10 protein-coding genes are annotated in these 16,562 nt (G+C 69.1%); 3 read left to right on the forward strand and 7 right to left on the reverse strand.

The features are described from left to right. The first annotated feature begins 21 nt into the window (after positions 1–21). Entirely contained in the window at positions 22–1,758 is a 1,737-nt protein-coding gene (locus ACXJKJ_RS10930) for an ATP-binding cassette domain-containing protein (RefSeq protein WP_457390110.1), read from the forward strand. 2 nt (positions 1,759–1,760) lie between these two features. Beyond that, entirely contained in the window at positions 1,761–2,066 is a 306-nt protein-coding gene (locus ACXJKJ_RS10935; RefSeq protein ID WP_457390111.1) for a ComEA family DNA-binding protein, read from the forward strand. On the opposite strand, the gene ACXJKJ_RS10940 is transcribed toward ACXJKJ_RS10935, so the two are convergent. Then, positions 2,040–3,338, reverse strand: a complete 1,299-nt coding sequence (locus ACXJKJ_RS10940) for a patatin-like phospholipase family protein (RefSeq protein WP_082532913.1) — start codon at positions 3,336–3,338, stop codon at positions 2,040–2,042. The genes ACXJKJ_RS10935 and ACXJKJ_RS10940 overlap by 27 nt on opposite strands. Positions 3,339–3,366: 28 nt before the next feature. Next, positions 3,367–6,924: a DNA polymerase III subunit alpha gene (gene dnaE, locus ACXJKJ_RS10945; protein WP_457390112.1), complete on the reverse strand. Its 3,558-nt coding sequence runs from the start codon at positions 6,922–6,924 to the stop codon at positions 3,367–3,369. A gap of 43 nt (positions 6,925–6,967) precedes the next feature. On the opposite strand from dnaE, the gene ACXJKJ_RS10950 reads away from it, so the two are divergent. Beyond that, on the forward strand, positions 6,968–7,909 hold the full coding sequence (locus ACXJKJ_RS10950; RefSeq protein ID WP_457390113.1) for a peptidylprolyl isomerase: 942 nt from the start codon (positions 6,968–6,970) through the stop codon (positions 7,907–7,909). Between the two features lie 150 nt (positions 7,910–8,059). Here the strand turns inward: ACXJKJ_RS10950 and feoB are convergent, their stop codons facing one another. The 5 genes from feoB to ACXJKJ_RS10975 all read right to left on the reverse strand — a co-directional run bounded on the left by feoB (position 8,060) and on the right by ACXJKJ_RS10975 (position 16,477). Beyond that, entirely contained in the window at positions 8,060–9,931 is a 1,872-nt protein-coding gene (gene feoB, locus ACXJKJ_RS10955; protein WP_457390115.1) for a ferrous iron transporter B, read from the reverse strand. Further along, positions 9,924–10,187, reverse strand: a complete 264-nt coding sequence (locus ACXJKJ_RS10960) for a FeoA family protein (protein WP_082532912.1) — start codon at positions 10,185–10,187, stop codon at positions 9,924–9,926. The genes feoB and ACXJKJ_RS10960 overlap by 8 nt, the downstream gene beginning before the upstream one ends. 112 nt (positions 10,188–10,299) lie before the next feature. After that, complete coding sequence (locus ACXJKJ_RS10965) at positions 10,300–14,070, reverse strand: response regulator (protein WP_457390116.1); 3,771 nt, start codon at positions 14,068–14,070, stop codon at positions 10,300–10,302. Next, a complete protein-coding gene (locus tag ACXJKJ_RS10970) occupies positions 14,067–15,311 on the reverse strand; it encodes an urea ABC transporter substrate-binding protein (protein ID WP_457390117.1) in 1,245 nt (414 codons plus the stop codon). Before ACXJKJ_RS10970 ends, ACXJKJ_RS10965 begins: the two co-directional genes overlap by 4 nt. Next, entirely contained in the window at positions 15,311–16,477 is a 1,167-nt protein-coding gene (locus tag ACXJKJ_RS10975; RefSeq protein ID WP_457352815.1) for a response regulator, read from the reverse strand. The genes ACXJKJ_RS10970 and ACXJKJ_RS10975 overlap by 1 nt, the downstream gene beginning before the upstream one ends. Between the last annotated feature and the right edge of the window lie 85 nt (positions 16,478–16,562).

The raw sequence follows: 16,562 nt of genomic DNA on the forward strand, positions 1-16,562 counted from the left end.
CACGCACGACAATCACGCCCGATGTCGACCTCCGCCGAAGCCAATCCTGCCCGCCGCCTGGGCCAGTACATCTACCCGCACCGTTGGGGCGCGCTGTTGACGGTGCTGGCCTACATCGGCGCGGCCGCCACCGAGCCGATGATCCCCAAACTGATCGGCTATGCCTTCGGCGAGGGCTTCACCAAGGATGCCTTTCCGCTGTGGATGATCCCGGTCGTGCTGATCGGCCTGTACCTGATGCGAGGTGTCTTCGGCTTTGCCGGCCAGTACCTCTTCAACTGGACGCTGACGCGCAGCGTGATGGACTTCCGCTCCACCCTCGTCAACGCACTGCTGCGGCTGGACGCCCAGGTCTACACGCGCATGCAGCCCGGCACGGCGGTCAGCAAGGTCGTCAACGACCCGCAGCAGATCCTGCAGCTCGTCGGCGATGTCGGCGTGAGCGTGCTGCGCGACGGCCTGCCGGCGCTGGCAATGCTGGGCTACCTCTTCTATCTGAACTGGCAGCTGACGCTGCTCAGCCTGGTCGTCACGCCGCTGATGGCGCTGGTGATGAAGAAGCTCAACCAGCGCATGCGGCTGATGGCGACGCGCTCCTATGACTCTCAGCTGCTGCTCGTCAACAAGGTCGACGACCTGACTCGCGCCTGGCGCGTGGTGCGCCAGTTCGGCGCGGCCGCGCACGAACGCGAACGCTTCGCTGCCGTTGCCCACGACGTGCGCCGCAACAACCTGAAGACGGCAACCGCCGGCGCCTTGGCCCAGCCATTGTCGCAACTGGTCGCCAGCGTCGGCCTGTCCTTCATCATCTGCGTGGCACTGTGGCAGGCGCGCGCTCAGGGCACGGGGGTGCAGGCCTTCGCCGAGTTCGTCACGGCCCTGCTGCTGCTGACCTCGCGGCTGCGCCATTTGTCCGACCTGGCCGCGCCGCTAACTCGGGCTACCGTCATCGCCAAGGGCTGCTTCGAGCTGATGGATGCGCCCAAGGAGGCCGACAGCGGCACCCGAGAGCTGCCGTCGCACGCACACGGCGAGCTGACGATGGAAGACGTGCGCCTGACCTATCCCGGCGCCTCCCAACCGGCTCTGGACGGACTCAGCCTCGCCTTTCACGCCGGCAAGACGACGGCCCTGGTCGGGGCCTCTGGCGCGGGCAAGAGTTCCATCATCCATCTGCTGCTGGGCTTCGGCCGGCCGGACGCGGGCCACATCCTGCTGGACGACATCGACATCGAGGCGCTGACGCGTCTATCCCTGCGCCGCCAGTTCGCCGTCGTGTCGCAGGACATCGTGCTCTTCGACGACTCGGTCGCCAACAACATCGCCTACGCGCAGCCGCGCGACGAGGCCAGGCTCGAAGCCGCGCTGCGGGCCGCCCATCTGTGGGACTTCGTACAGACGCTGCCCGAGGGCGTCGAAACCCACGTCGGCGCCAACGGCAGCAAACTGTCCGGCGGCCAACGCCAGCGCCTGGCGATTGCCCGGGCGCTGTACAAGGACGCGCCGATCTGGATCTTCGACGAAGCCACCTCGGCGCTGGACACCGAGAGTGAGCGCGCCGTGCAGCAGGCCCTGGCGGCCTGGTCGGGCCGCAAGACGCTGATCGTCATTGCCCATCGGCTGTCCACCATCCGCGATGCGGACGCCATCCACGTGCTCGGCGCCGGCAAGCTTGTAGAGACCGGCACGCACGCCGAGCTGATCGCGCGCGATGGTGCTTACGCGGCCATGGTGCGGGCACAGCTCGGCGAAGCCTGACGATGAAGCGGCGGGCCCTGCTGCTGTGGGTGGCACTTCCCGCCCTGGCTCAGAGTGAGGTCGAGGCCAACACCGCGACCCGCGCGGAACTCGAATCCCTGCCTGGCCTGGGCCCGGCCCTGGTGCAGCGCCTGCTGGCCGCGCGGCCCTTCAAGGACTGGGCCGACCTGATGCGGCGCGTACCGGGTGTCAAGGCCGCCACGGCGCGCAAGCTGTCAGCGAACGGCCTGCGCGTGGCCGGCTCGGCCTTCTCAACAGCCGGCAGCGAAGCCGGCGACTCTTCAACAGCCGGCAGCAAAGCCGGCTGAGCGGCTCTTGCGCAGCAGCGCCGGGTCGATCTGCGGCGCCCGCGCCGGCCAGCCGAAGAAGCGCTGCACCTCGGCGCGCTTGGCCAGCGTGTCGCTCATGCCCAGGTTGATCAATTCGTTGACGAAGCTAGGTTCGAACAGCAGATAGCTCACTAGCGCCGAGCCGCTGGTCGTCTTGCCCTTGCCGCTGACGCCGAAGGCCCGCAGCATGGCGCGCACCGAGGGCGGCAGGCTGGCCTGATGCTCGCCGGCCAGTTCGTCCAGGCGCCGGCTGGGCGCAATGACGAGCAGCTCGATGGGCCGCAGCGCCGTTGCCGCCCTCGTCTCGCGTGACAACAGGGCGAGCGTGCGGTTGATGCGGCGCAGCCGTTCGACGTCCACCGCCAGCGCATCCAGGAAGATGTTGGACAGCGCATGGCCGGCAATCTGGGCCATGCTGGGATGGGCCTCGGTGGCGGTGACGCGGCGCCCCTCGGGTTCCTTCATGCGGCCCGCGCCGATGACGAGGACGCGCTCGGCACCCAGGTGCACGGCCGGCGAGATCGGCGCGCTCTGGCGCATAGAGCCGTCGCCGAACCACTCGGCCACGCCCTCCAGCTCCAGCAGCTCGGCCGGGAAGATGAAGGGGATGGCCGAGGACGCCATCAGGTGACTCAGGCTCAGCTTGGTCTGCACCGCCATGCGCTGCTCGCGCAGCCACGGCACGACGTGGTGATGGGTCTGGAAGAAGGTGACGTGCTGGCCCGAGGTGTAGCTGGAACCGGTCAGCGCCAGCGCGCGCAGATGGCCGCCGTCCAGCATGGTCTCGATGCGCGGCATGTCGAGGTAGCGGGCCAGCAGCTCGCGCAGCGGTGAATTGTTCAGCAGGCTGCGCGGGCGGCTGCGCGTCCAGCGTGCAATGGCCCAGCCCAGGCTCAACATGCTGAGCCAGCGCGCGCCGCTCCTCACCGCCTCGAACGCGTCGGCACGGTAGATGTTCTCGACATGCAGGCCCTGCCAGAGGTGCAGCAGACCGTCGACGGCGGCGTCGAAGTCGTCCGCGTGGCAGGCCAGCGTCGACGCATTGATGGCGCCGGCCGAGGTGCCGCTGATCACGGGAAACGGGTTCTGCTGCGTCGCGCCGGCATCGCGGCGCAGCTGGGCGATGGCCGCCAGCACGCCCACCTGGTAGGCGGCACGTGCGCCGCCGCCGGTCAGGATCAACCCCGTGACCGGTGGCGTACGGTTGAGCCCCATCGACTGGGATGCGGGCTTGGGCACGGCTTGCAGCATCGGCGGGAATCATCGCCGATGCCGGGGCTCATCCAGCTTCGTAAATGACCTCAGCCGCTGTGCCCAATTTGGCTAAAGCCTCGTCCGCGGGCCAGAAACGGCTGGCCTCGCCAAGTTCCACCAGCCAGCGCGCGCCGACGCTGTCGCCATCCGGCTCGGCCTTGACCGACACGCGCACGGGCAGGCCGAGCTTGCGCTTGCCGCCCTCCTCCGTCTCGACCTCGCGCGGCGGAAAGCGCTCGACCAGCTCCTTGACCAACCCGGCGGCACCGGCATTGCCCAGCAGCAGATGCCGGCCGAACTTGGCGCGCGCCGCCGACAGGCTCCACACCGCCTGCACATTCATGCGCAGGCCGCCCGAGAAGCGGTCGTTCTGCACCTTGCCCTGGGCAATGATGAGTTCGTCCTCGGCCAGCAGTTCCTTGTTGGCGTTCAGCAGTTCCTCGTTGGCCACGGCCTCGATGGCGTCGCTCTTGTCGTCGATCTTGAAGATGGCGACGCGGCCGCGCTGGCCGTTGATGACGCGCATGTCGCTGACGATGCCGGCCACCAGCGTCGGCTCGCGGCTGTCCACCAGGTCGGCGATCTGGCGCTTGACGATGCGCCGCACCTCGGCGCCGCCGTGGTCGAACAGGTGACCCGACAGGTAGAAGCCGATGGCGGTCTTCTCCAGCGACAGGCGCTCCTTGATGCTCCATACGGGCGCGTCGACCAGATCGGGCTCGACATGCGAGGCCGCATGCGAGTCACCGAAGTCGAACAGGCCGCCCTGGTCGGCATTGGCCTCCTGCGTTTCGGCATGCGTGTAGCCGCGGCCGACGCTGGCGAGCAGCCGGGAGCGCTCGGGGTTGATGCTGTCGAAGGCGCCGGCCTTGATCAGCGCCTCCACCGCGCGCTTGTTGACGGCCTTGCGGTCCACGCGCAGGCAGAAGTCATAGAAGCTCAGGAAGGGCCCGCCTGATTCGCGCGCGGCGATGATGGCCTCGATGGCGCCGCGGCCCGTGCCTTTGACGGCGCCCAGGCCGTAGTTGACGAGGCGGTTCGTCATCGGCTCGAAGCGGTAGACGCCCTTGTTGACGCAAGGCGACTGGAATTCGATGCCGAAGATCTTGGCGTCGTTGAGCAACACCTTGAGCTTGTCGGTGTCGTCCATTTCGATGGTCATGTTCGCGGCGTAGAACTCGGCCGTGTAGTGCGTCTTCAGCCAGGCCGTGTGATACGACAGCAGCGCATAGGCRGCGGCGTGCGACTTGTTGAAGCCGTAGCCSGCGAACTTTTCCATCARGTCAAAGACTTCATCCGCCTTGGCCTGGTCGATGCCCTTCTCCGCGGCTCCCTTGCGGAAGATCTCGCGGTGCATGGCCATTTCCTCGGCCTTCTTCTTGCCCATCGCGCGGCGCAGCATGTCGGCGCCACCAAGGCTGTAGCCGCCCAGCACCTGGGCGGCCTGCATCACCTGCTCCTGGTAGACGAAGACGCCATACGTCTCCTCCAGCACCTGCCCCAGCAGCGGGTGCGGGTACTCGATGGCCTCCTTGCCATGCTTGCGCGCGACGAACGACGGGATCAGGTCCATCGGGCCCGGCCGGTACAGCGACACCAGCGCGATCAGGTCCTCGAAGCGCGAGGGCTTGGCGTCCTTCAACAGGCGCTGCATGCCGGGCGATTCAAACTGGAACACGCTCTCGGAGTAGCCCTTGCCGAAGAGGTCGAAGACTTTCTTGTCGACCAGCGGCACATTGGCCCAGTCGAAGCCGGCGCGGTCGGCGTGGCGGGCGACGATGAAGTCCTTGGCCAGCTCCAGGATGGTCAGCGTGGCCAGGCCCAGGAAGTCGAACTTCACGAGGCCGATGGCCTCGACGTCGTCCTTGTCGAACTGGCTGACGGCCGAGGTTGAGCCGGGCTGCTGGTATTGCGGGCAGAAGTCGGTGATCTTGCCCGGCGCGATCAGCACGCCGCCGGCGTGCATGCCGATGTTGCGCACCATGCCTTCGACGCGGGCGGCGAGCTTCAACAACTCGGCCACTTCCTCGTCGCTCTTCTCGCGCTCCTCGAGTTCCGGCGCCTCGTGGCGGGCGTAGATGACCTTGGCCTTGTCGGGGTCGAAGTTGGGCGGCAGCTTGGCCAGCGTCACCGTCTTGCCCGGCGGCGCGGGGATGAGCTTGGCGATGCTGTCCACATGGCCGAAGCCCATGCCCAGCACGCGGCCGATGTCTCTCAAAGCCGCTTTCGCGGCCATGGTGCCAAACGTCGCGATCTGGCTGACCGCCGGGCGGCCATACTTGTCCTTGACGTAGTCGATGACGCGGTCGCGGTTGCCCTGGCAGAAGTCGATGTCGAAGTCGGGCATCGAGACCCGCTCGGGGTTCAGGAAGCGCTCGAACAGCAGGTTGTACTTGAGCGGGTCCAGGTCGGTGATCAGCAGTGCATAGGCCACCAGCGAGCCCGCACCCGAGCCCCGGCCCGGGCCGACCGGGCAGCCGTTGGCCTTGGCCCAGCGGATGAAGTCCGACACGATGAGGAAGTAGCCCGGGAAGCCCATCTTGATGATGGTGTTCAGCTCGAATTCCAGCCGCTCCACATAGCGCGGCCGCTCCTTGTCGCGCTCCGCCTCGTTGGGGAAGAGATGCTTGAGCCGCCCCACCAGCCCCTCGTGGCTCAGCTCGCGGAAATACTGCTCCATCGGCATCGGCGTGCCGTCGTCCAGCAGCGGCGTCGGGAAATTGGGCAGCTGTGGCTTGCCCAGCACCAGCGTCAACGAGCAGCGGCGCGCGATCTCGGTGGTGTTCTGGATGGCGCTCGGGATGTCCTTGAACAGCTGGCGCATCTGCGCCTGCGTCTTGAAATACTGGCTGGGCAGGAAGCGCTTGATGCGCTTGGGGTTGGCGAGAGTCTCTCCTTCGGCCACGCAGACGCGCGCCTCATGGGCCTCGAAGTCGTCCTCGCCGAGAAACTGGATCGGGTGCGTCGCCACCACCGGCAGGCCCAGCTCCGCCGCCAGCGGCACGCTGGCCTGCACCAGCGCCTCCTGGCCGGGCAGGCCGGCACGCTGCAGCTCGATGTAGAAGCGCCCCGGGAAGACCTCGGACAGCCGCTGCGCCCATTCCCTGGCGCGCACCTTGTCGCCCTGCATCAGCGCCTGGCCGAGGCCGCCATGCTGGGCCCCGGACAGGCAGATCAGCCCGCCACCCAGCTCCGTCAGCCATTCCCATTTCAGGCAGGCCTGGTTGCGCTGCACGTTATCGATCCACGCGCGTGACAGCAGCTCGCTGAGGTTCAGATAACCCTGGCTGTTCTGCACCAGCAGCAGCAGGCGCGTCGGCGGCTTGTCGGTGGCGTCGGTCTCCAGCCAGCAGTCGGCGCCGAGGATGGGCTGCACGCCCTTCTTGCGCATCGCGCTGTAGAACTTGATGCCGCCAAACAGGTTGGCCAAGTCGGTGATGGCCGCCGCCACCTGCCCGTCAGCCGCGGCCGCGTCGGCGGCGTCATCGGTGCGCAGGGTGCCATCCACCACCGAATACTCGGTGTGCATGCGCAGGTGGACATAGGGCAGGTCTTGCAGGTCTTGAACAGCGGTCTCGGGCATCGCCGCATTGTAGGAAGCCCCTCCGCCGTTAAGCTGCGCGCCCATGAAACACATCGCTCTCGCGCTGGCCACTGCCGGCCTGCTGTCCACCGCCCTTGCCGCACCCCTCAAGGCTGCCAAGCCCCCGGTCAAGGCGGCCGCGAAGAAGACCGCCCAGCAGATCCTCGCCGGCTCGCCGGCCAGCGACTGGCGCGGGCTCGATCCCGAGAACACGCTGCTGATGGAGTTGGCGTCGGGTCAGGTCATCATCGAACTGGCGCCGCGCTTTGCGCCAGCCCATGCCGCCAACATCCGCGCCCTGGCCCGCGGTGGCTACTGGGATGGCCTGGCCATCCTGCGCGTTCAGGACAACTTCGTCACCCAGTGGGGCGACCCCGATGGCGAGGACGCCGCCGAGGCCAAGCCGCTGCCGGCCGGCGCCTCAGCCAAGCTGCCCGCCGAGTTCTCCGTGCCGTTGGACAAGGTCGGCAAGGAAGCCGCCTTCACCAGGCTGCCCGACGTGGAAGGCTGGGCGCCACGCACCGGCTTTGCCGAAGGCTTCCCGGTCGCTGCCGATCCCAAGGCCGGCAGGGCCTGGCTGGCCCACTGCTACGGCATGGTCGGCGCCGGGCGCAGCGACGCGATCGATTCCAGCAACGGCACCGAGCTCTATGTCGTCATCGGCCAGGCGCCGCGCGGGTTGGATCTCAACATCACCGTGGTGGGTCGCGTGCTCAAGGGCATGGAGCTGCTGTCCGGCCTGCCCCGCGGCGGCGCGGCCATGGGCTTCTACGACAAGCCCGAGCAGCGCACCGGCATCCAGCGCATCCGCCTGCTGGCCGAGGTGCCGACCGCCGAGCGGCCCGCACTGCAGGTGCTGCGGACCGAGTCCACCACCTGGACGCAGCTGCTCGATGCCAGGCGCTTTCGCGGCGGCTGGTTCGTGCACAGCCCCGGCTATATCGACATCTGCAGCGCGTCGGTGCCGACGCGGCCCACTCCCTGAAGCCCCTCGTCCGGTCTCGCCCCGCTGAACGCAGGCGCGCCCAGCCGGTCCCCCGAGGGGACGGCGATGCTTGCGGCATTGAGCCACAAGCACACGCCCAAGCGGGCCGGCTCGGGAGCGGCCCAGCGCTCGGCCCAGAATACGCTGACGTCAAGCGCCCAAGTAAAGCGCGACGCGGTAGGTGACGAAGGAGGCCAGATAGGCCAGTCCGAACAGATAGCCCGTCATGATCAACGGCATCTTGTAGCCACCGGTCTCGCGCTTCACCGCCGCCAGCGTGGCGATGCATTGCGGCGCGAACACATACCAGGCCAGCAGCGACAGGGCCGTTGCCAGGCTCCAGCTCTGCTGGATCAGCGGCGCCAGCGCCTGAGCGGCATCGTCGCCGGTGGCCGACAGCGCGTAGACCGTGCCCAGCGCACTGATGGCCACCTCGCGCGCCGCCAGGCCCGGCACCAGGGCCAGGCTGATCTGCCAGTTGAAGCCGATSGGCGCGAAGATCTTGGCCAGGCCCGCGCCTAGATAACCCGCGACGCTGTACTGGATGGGCGCCCCGGTCGCGCCCTCCGGCGGGCCGGGGAAGCTGGACAGCAGCCACAGCGCGATGGTCAGCACGAGGATGATGCCGCCGACACGCTTGATGAAGATCATGGCGCGCTGCCACAGGCCAATGGCGATGGAGCGCGGATGCGGCCAGTGGTAGCTGGGCAGCTCCATCATCAGCGGCCGCACGAGGCGGCCGGTGCTCGTGAAGCGCTTGAGCACCCAGGCCACGGCCAACGCGCCGAGGATGCCGGCGAAGTAGAGGCCAAACAGCACCAGCCCCTGCAGCTCGAAGCCCGCCACCTCGCGGTGCGGCACGAAGGCGCCGATCAGGAGGGCATAGACCGGCAGCCGCGCCGAGCAGGTCATCAGCGGCGCGATCATGATGGTGACGAGGCGGTCGCGCGGATTGGAGATGGAGCGCGTGGCCATGATGCCGGGGATGGCGCAGGCAAAGCTGGACAGCAGCGGGATGAAGCTGCGCCCCGACAGGCCGACGCTGCCCATCAGCCGGTCCAGCAGCAGGGCCGCGCGCGGCAGATAGCCCGACTCCTCCAGCAGCAGGATGAAGAAGAACAGGATCAGGATCTGCGGCAGGAAGGCCAGCACGCCGCCGCAGCCGGCGATGACGCCGTCGACGATGAGGCTGCGCAGCCAGCCCTCGGGCAGCCACAGGCCGACCTGGTTGCCGAGCCAGGCCATGCCGCTCTCGATGGCGTCCTTGGGCGGCTCGGCCCAGGAGAAGACGGCCTGGAAGAGCAGGAAGAGCAGGACGGCCAGGATGACGGAGCCGGCCACCGGATGCAGCAGCACGCGGTCGACGCGGTCGCTGGGCAGGGTGGGCAGCTCATGGTCGAGCTGGAGCTCGCGCAGCAGCGTGCGCACGGTGACATGGTCGTCGACCTGTTGCTCGCCCGCGATGGCAAGGGGCGCAGCCTCCCAGACCTCAGGCTTGTCGAGCAGCGCACGCAACTCGTCCAGGCCTTCGCGGTGGATGGCGACGGTGCGCACGACGGGCACGCCAAGCTGGGCGGCCAGGGCAACCGGGTCGATCTTGAGGCCACGCCGGGCGGCCAGGTCGGCCATGTTCAGCGCTACGACGACGGGCAGGCCCATGCGGCGCACGGCCAGCAGCAGGCGCAGGTTGCGGCGCAGATTGGTGGCATCCAGCACGCAGACGACCAGGTCGGGCCGCTTCTCGCCCTTGGCGCGGCCGGCCAGCACATCGCAGGTGACGCGCTCGTCGGGTGAGCGCGGGTGCAGGCTGTAGGTGCCGGGCAGGTCCAGCAGGCGCAAGGCCTTGCCGGCCACGGTGACGAGGCGGCCTTCCTTGCGCTCGACGGTCACGCCAGCGTAGTTGGCGACCTTTTGATGGCTGCCGGTCAGGCCATTGAACAGGGCCGTCTTGCCGCAGTTGGGGTTGCCAACGAGGGCCACCAGCTTGCCGCCGCGGTGGACATGGACAACAGACTCAGTCATGGCCGCGCGGCGTCACGGCGATGCATTCGGCCTCGGCATGGCGCAGCGCAAACGTCGATTGCCCGATGCGCACGACCAGGTTGCCGGTGCGCTGGGCGCCGCGGCGCAGCACGCGCACGGCTTCACCCGGCAGAAAGCCCAGATCGGCCAGCCACGCCGCCCATTCCGGCGAATGCCCGGGTGCACTGACCTGCTGGACGGTCAGCGCCTGCCCGGCAGGGGCGGCGGCGAGGCTGGAGAACAGCGGCTCGGACATGGGCGGGCTCGGCGGACGAGTCGGTTTGATGAGAATGATTCTCATTGTACGCAAGCCCATGGCGCCCGCGCCCCGGGAATGGGTTTTGCCCTTTCGGCGGCTCGGCCGGCGCTCAGCGGGGATTGAGGCGGTCCAGCAACTGGTCGCAGGCCTTCARGGCCTTGCYGAARTCCAGCTTCGCCACCGCCGTGGAAAGCTGGGCRAGCTCGGTGCCGAAGGCGTCGGCGTGCTGCGTGGACAGCTCTTCGCAGACTGCGACCGAGCGCATATTGCGTTCGACCAGCAACTGGCGCAGCCGGCGCAGTGCTTCCAGAGGCTCGCTCACGATGGCGGGRGCAGTGGGCGGCGGCGGGCCGGGCACGACAGCGGCGGACAGCATGGCGAGGCTGGCGTCGAGCAGCCCCTGCAAGCCGACCAGATCGACCGCGCTGGCGCTGCCACCCTCGCGCAATGCCAACTCCTGGCGGCCGGCCGATACGGCCAGCGCGGTGGCGCCGACGGCGCCAGCCAAGCCGCGCAGGGTATGCAGCACGCGCGTCGCGTCGGCCAGGGCTTGTTGTTGCAGATGGCACCTGAGCGTGTCCATCTCCGCGGGCGCGTCCTGGGCGAAGGACTTGGCGAGTCGCTCGTACAAGGCGGCCCGACCGCCCAGGCGCTGCAGCGCTGCCTCGCGCTCCAGCAGCGGTGCCGACACCGGCGGCGGGGGCGGCGCCGGCCGCATGGGGATGGGGCCGACGTGGCGGCGCAGGCTGGCGACGAGCTGCTCCAGGTCCACGGGCTTGGCGACATGGTCGCGCATGCCGGCGGCCAGGCAGGCCTGGCGGTCCGATTCCATGGCATTGGCCGTCATGGCGATGATGAGGCTGTCGGCCCGGTGCGCGAGGATGCGCCGCGTGGCCTCGAAGCCGTCGATGTCGGGCATCTGCAGGTCCATCAGGATGGCGTCGAAAACGGGCTCGGCCACCTTGGCCAGATGGGCCCCCTCGACGCCGCCGCCGGCCACTGTCACGACGGCGCCCTCGCCTTCCAGCAGCTCCTGGGCCACCTGCTGGTTGACGCTGTTGTCCTCCACCAGCAGCAGGCGCATGCCCTGCAGCCGGGGTTCGGCGGTGGCCCGCGGCAGCGGCGCCGGCTGCCCACGCGTGGCTTCAGCAACGGCGTCGTGCAGCATGGACGCCGTCACCGGCTTGACGAGATAGCCGCCCAGGCCCTGGATGTCCTGCTCGCTGCGCTCGGCCAGCAGCTCGCGGCCATGGGCCGTGACCATGATGATGACGGGCGCATCGGACTCGTGGCTGGCGCGGATGCGCCGCGATGTCTCCCAGCCGTCCAGCCCCGGCATGCGCCAGTCCATCAGGATCAGTTCGTAATGCGGCTCGCCGCGCTCGGCGGCCTCGTGCACCACGTCCAGCGCCTGCTCGCCACTGGCTGCCAGGTCGCAGTCCCAGCCCAGGCTGGCGCCGATGCCCTGCAGCACCTCGCGGGCCATCGGGTTGTCGTCGACGATCAGCACCTTGAGGCCGCGCTGCGCCGTGTCGGGCTCACCGCGCTCGGCCGGTGCAGTCGCCATCAGCAGATCGAAATGGAAGCGGCTGCCCTCGCCGACGCGGCTGTCCACGCGCAGCTCGCCACCCATCAGCGCGACCAGCCGCCGGCTGATGGCCAGGCCCAGGCCCGTGCCGCCGTAGCGGCGCGACGTCGACTGCTCGGCCTGGCTGAAGCCGGCAAAGATGTGATCGAGCTTGTCCGCCGCGATGCCGATGCCGGTGTCGCGAACCTCGAAGCGCAGCCGCGCCTGCCCACCCGTCTCGCCCAGCAACGACAGCCCCAGCACCACCTCGCCGCGCTCGGTGAACTTCAGCGCATTGCCGGCCAGGTTGAGCAGCACCTGGCGCAGCCGGGTGGCATCGCCGACGAGGGCGCTGGGCAGGCGCGGGTCGAGGCGGAACAGCACCTCGATGTCCTTGGCACCAACGTTGGCCGACAGGATGACGGCCAGCTCGCGCATGAAGTCGCTGAGCTCGAAGCGGTGCGGGTCCAGCTCCATCTTGCCGGCCTCGACCTTGGAGAAATCCAGCACATCGTTGATGACGGCCAGCAGCGCCTGGGCCGCCGTGCGGGCCTTCGCCGCATAGTCGAGTTGGCGCGGCGACAGCTCGGTGCGCAGCAGCAGGTTGAGCATGCCCAGGGCCCCGCTCATCGGCGTGCGGATCTCGTGGCTCATGTTGGCCAGGAAATCGCTCTTGGCCTGGCTGGCCGCCTCGGCCGCGACCCGGGCACGTACCAAATCAACTTCGGCGCGGTGTCTCTCGGTCACGTCGACCAGCATCTGCACGACGTTGACGAGGCGGCCACGGCGATCGCGGATGGCGCTGGCGCTGCCGTCGACGAACAGCTCGCCGCCGCCGGGCAGCGCGAAACCACGTTCGAAGCGGACATGGTCCAACCGCCCGGCCGCCAGGCGCGCCAGCTCGCCACCGGGCAGGCGGCCGGGCCGGAAGTCCGGCAGATCGGCCAGCTTGGCGCCGCGCAGCGCCCCGGCCTCGCGGCAGAGCATGGCCGTCAGCGCCTGATTGACGTCGAGGATGACACCCTGGGCGTCGCACAGCGCAATGCCGACCTGGGCGCGCTCGAAGACGCCGCGAAAGCGCTGCTCGCTCTCATTGAGCGCCCGCGTGCGTTGCTCGACGCGCGCCTCCAGCAGTTGGCGCTCGACGACGAGCTGTTCCGTCATTTGGTTGAAGCTGCGCGCCAGCTCGCGGAACTCGGCAAAGCCGCAGACCGGCGCTCGCTCATCCAGCTTGCCCCCGGCGATGCGGGCCACCGCACCGCTCAGCATCTGGACGGGCTCGACCAGGCGACGCCCCAGCAGCAGACCCAGGCCCAGGGCCAGCAGCAGGGACAGGCCGAGGGCGAGAGCCAAGCGGTCGCGCAGCGCACGCGCCGGCGCAAACGCCTCGGCCGCGTCGATGTTGACGGAGATGCCCCAGTCCAGCGCGGGCAGGTGGCGCCAGGACGCGACGATCTCGATACCGGCGTAGTCGCGCGTCAGGCCGCTGCCGCTTTCGCCGCGCAGGGCGCGCACGGCCGGCGGCGGCTCGGGCGAGGCCAGGTCCAGCGAGCCGGTCAGCGTCTGCAACGGCGGCCGCTTGAGGTCGTTGATGAAGACGGCCCGGTCGCCCTGGCGCTGCACCAGCACCGTCTCGCCCGTCAGCGCCAGCCCCGAGCGCTCGGTCGCGACCCGCAGCAGGCGGTCCAGGTCGAGCTGCAACACGACACTGCCGAGCACGCGATCGCCATCGACCACCGGATGGACCAGGAAAAGCGTCGCCGGGCCCTCGCCGCGCAGGCGCTGGGCCGGCGTCAGCTGCGGGTCCAGCTGGCCGATGGCGCGGCGGTGCGCGGCCAGCAGCTCGCTGCCTTCGTAGGCGCCGCCGTCCAGCCGCGCCAGCTCGGGTGTCGAGCCGGCCGGTGCCTTCATCGCGAAGCTGATGCGGCCGTCGGGCTGCACCAGCAGCAGGTTGAGGTATTTGCCGCTGTCGTAGAGGCGCTCGAAAAAGGCCCGGCTGCCGGCACTCACGCGGGTAGCCACCGCGTCGCCGCGCTGCACCAGCAGCTCGCGCGCGTCGCTGGCCTGGGCCACGAGGCGGCCATCGACCTCGACCTCGTTGAGGTATTCGTTGATCTCGTGGACCTTCTTGCGCGAGATCGCCACCAGGCCTTCGGTCACCGTCTCATGCAGGCTGTTCTCAAAGCTGGAGAGCTGCCACAGCCCGACCAGCCCCAGGGGCAGCATCGACAGCAGCATCAGGCCCAGCAGCAGGGCCGGGCCGACGCGCCAGGCGCGGCGCGTCGACTCCACGACCGGCACGGCGGCGATCACGGCGCGCCCTCGGTGCGCGGCAGCACCGCCATCCAGTGCTCTGCCGAACGGAAGACCGGCCACGGTGCCGGCTTGATGTAGCGCGGCAGCGCGAACACCTCGGCGAGCTGACCGCCCGGCTTGACCTGGGCGATGCGCAGCTGGCGCCACAGATGCCGGCTCTGGCTGTCCACCGCCCCGAAGCCCTGGGGGGCTGAGATGCTCTGCTGCAGCACATTGGCATTGACCGCGTCCGTCTGCGCGCTGCCGACCTCGCGCACCGCGGCGGCCCAGAGCTGCACGCCGATGTAAGCCGACACCGCCGGATCACTGGCCTGGATGCCCTCGCCCTGGCTGCGCCGCAGCCGCGCCAGGAAGGCCTCATTGGCCGGCCCGGGCTGCGACTGCAGATAGCTCCAGGCCGTGAAATGGCGGTCGAGCCGGCCGCCGTCGTAGGCGGTCATCTCGGGTTCGGCGGCGCGCAGGGACATCAGCGGCAGGTCGGTCAGGCCGGCCGCCACCAGGGCATCGAAGAAGGCGCGATTGCTGCTGCCACCAATGGTGCTGATGACGACATCGGGCTGGACGCGCTGCAGGTCGGCCAGCACGCCGCCCATGTCGGTGCCTGCCAGCGGCACATAGCGCTCGGCCAGCACCTGGCCGCCACTCAGCAGGATGAAGTCGCGCAGCATCGCGTTGACACGCCGCGGGTAGAGGCCATCGGTGCCGATGAGGTAGACCCGCCGGCCGAAGCCATGCATGGCCCAGTCGGTGGCGGGCAGCGCGTGCTGGTTGGGCGTGGGGCCGGTGTAGATGATGTTCGGCGACTGCTCCATGCCCTCGTAAGCCAGCGGGTAGAACAGCAGATGGCGATGAGTCTCGACGACAGGCCTGACGGCCTGGCGGCAGTTGGACGACCAGCAGCCGAACAGGGCCACCGCATGTTCGGTGCTGATGAGGCGCTCGGCGGCGGCGGCAGCAACGCGCGGCTCGGAGCGCGTGTCCTCGATCTTGAGTTCGACGCGTCGGCCCAGCAGACCGCCGCCGGCATTGATTTCCTCCACCGCCAGCTTGACGGTGGCCACCAGCGGCGCCTCACTGGCCGCCATCGGGCCGCTCAAGGCATGTAGCAGCCCGATGACGATGGGGCCCTGCGCGGCCTGCGCCGACGGCCTTTGCAGCAGATAGAGCCCCAGCCCCAGTGCCAGCACCAGCAGCAGGCCGCCCAGCAACGCCAGTCGGGCGCGAATGCCTGCCAGCATCAACCCGCCGCGCGCCGCGCCTCGGGCGATATCAGCGGCAGCGTCAACCGCACCGTCGTGCCCACGCCGGGCGTGGACTCGACCTGGATCTGCCCGCCCAGTGCAAAGGTGACGAGATTGCGCACGATGTACAGGCCAGGCTCGCTGCGGTTGGGGCCGAAACGCGTCGAGAAGAAGGGGTCGAAGACGCGCCCGAGCATGCCGGGCGGGATGCCGACGCCATGGTCCTGCACGGTGACTGTGAGCTGGTCCGTGCCCAGCGGCCGCACGCGCAGGTGGACCTCGCCACCGGCCTCGCGGTAGGCATGCTTGACGGCGTTCTGGATCAGCGTGGACAACACCTTGGCCAGGGCGCCGCGAAAGCTCAGCAGGTGCAGATCGTCGCCGGCGTCCAGCTCGCAGCGCACCTGGTGAGTCTGGAGTGCCGGTGCCAGGCCGGCCACCACCTCGTGCACCAGTTCCAGCAGCGAGAAGCTGCGGCGCTGGTCGCCGAAGTTGTCGGCCGTGGACTGCAGGAAGGAGTCGACGATGGACAACGTGCGTTGCAGGTTGGACAGCACCAGGCCGACGCTCTCCTCGCTGACGCGCAGGTGCTTGTCGAGGTCGCTGCGCTTGATGTTGCTGGTGCCGGACAAGCCGCGCAGATGGGTCAGGTCGTCCTGCAACGTGCAGGCCGAGATCAGCGCGTTGCCCAGCGGTGAGCTCAGCTCCTGGGCGATGCCCGAGATGGTGCGGCCGACCGAGGCCAGCTTGTCGCGCTGGAAGAGCTCGATCTGCGAACGCGCAAAGCTCTCGGACGCCAGCTTGAGCGCCAGCTGGGTGCGCACCCGCGCCTTGACGACGACGTCGACAAAGGGCTTGGGGATGTAGTCGACCGCGCCATGGGCAAAGCCCTGGGCCTCGTCGTCGGCGCTGCCCTGCACGGTGACGAAGATGACGGGCACGCCGCGCGTGCGCGGATCGGCCTTCAGGCGGTCGCAGACCTCATAGCCGCTCATTTCGGGCATCAGCACGTCGAGCAGGATCAGGTCGGGCAGCTGCTGGGCACAGAAGGCCAGCGCCTCGGCGCCGCTGGTGGCCATGGAGACCTCACATTCGTCCACCAGCAGCTGGTAGAGCGCATGGATGTTGCTCGGCTGGTCGTCGACTACGAGGATGAGCGGCATGGCGGGTCAGAATAACCGCTGCACCTCCCCGACAACCACAGGCATGCCCGGGGCTTTCCCCAGGGCGTGGCTACGGATTCCGTCG

This window comes from Roseateles sp. P5_E1, assembly GCF_054049335.1.

What these genes read in the sequence shown, in the direction of transcription:
- ACXJKJ_RS10935 (WP_457390111.1), top strand. Translation starts at nt 1,761, where the DNA reads ATGAAGCGGCGGGCCCTGCTGCTGTGGGTGGCACTTCCCGCCCTGGCT.
- ACXJKJ_RS10930 (WP_457390110.1), top strand. Translation starts at nt 22, where the DNA reads ATGTCGACCTCCGCCGAAGCCAATCCTGCCCGCCGCCTGGGCCAGTAC.
- ACXJKJ_RS10940 (WP_082532913.1), bottom strand. Translation starts at nt 3,338, where the DNA reads ATGCTGCAAGCCGTGCCCAAGCCCGCATCCCAGTCGATGGGGCTCAAC.
- ACXJKJ_RS10970 (WP_457390117.1), bottom strand. Translation starts at nt 15,311, where the DNA reads ATGCTGGCAGGCATTCGCGCCCGACTGGCGTTGCTGGGCGGCCTGCTG.
- ACXJKJ_RS10975 (WP_457352815.1), bottom strand. Translation starts at nt 16,477, where the DNA reads ATGCCGCTCATCCTCGTAGTCGACGACCAGCCGAGCAACATCCATGCG.
- ACXJKJ_RS10960 (WP_082532912.1), bottom strand. Translation starts at nt 10,187, where the DNA reads ATGTCCGAGCCGCTGTTCTCCAGCCTCGCCGCCGCCCCTGCCGGGCAG.
- ACXJKJ_RS10950 (WP_457390113.1), top strand. Translation starts at nt 6,968, where the DNA reads ATGAAACACATCGCTCTCGCGCTGGCCACTGCCGGCCTGCTGTCCACC.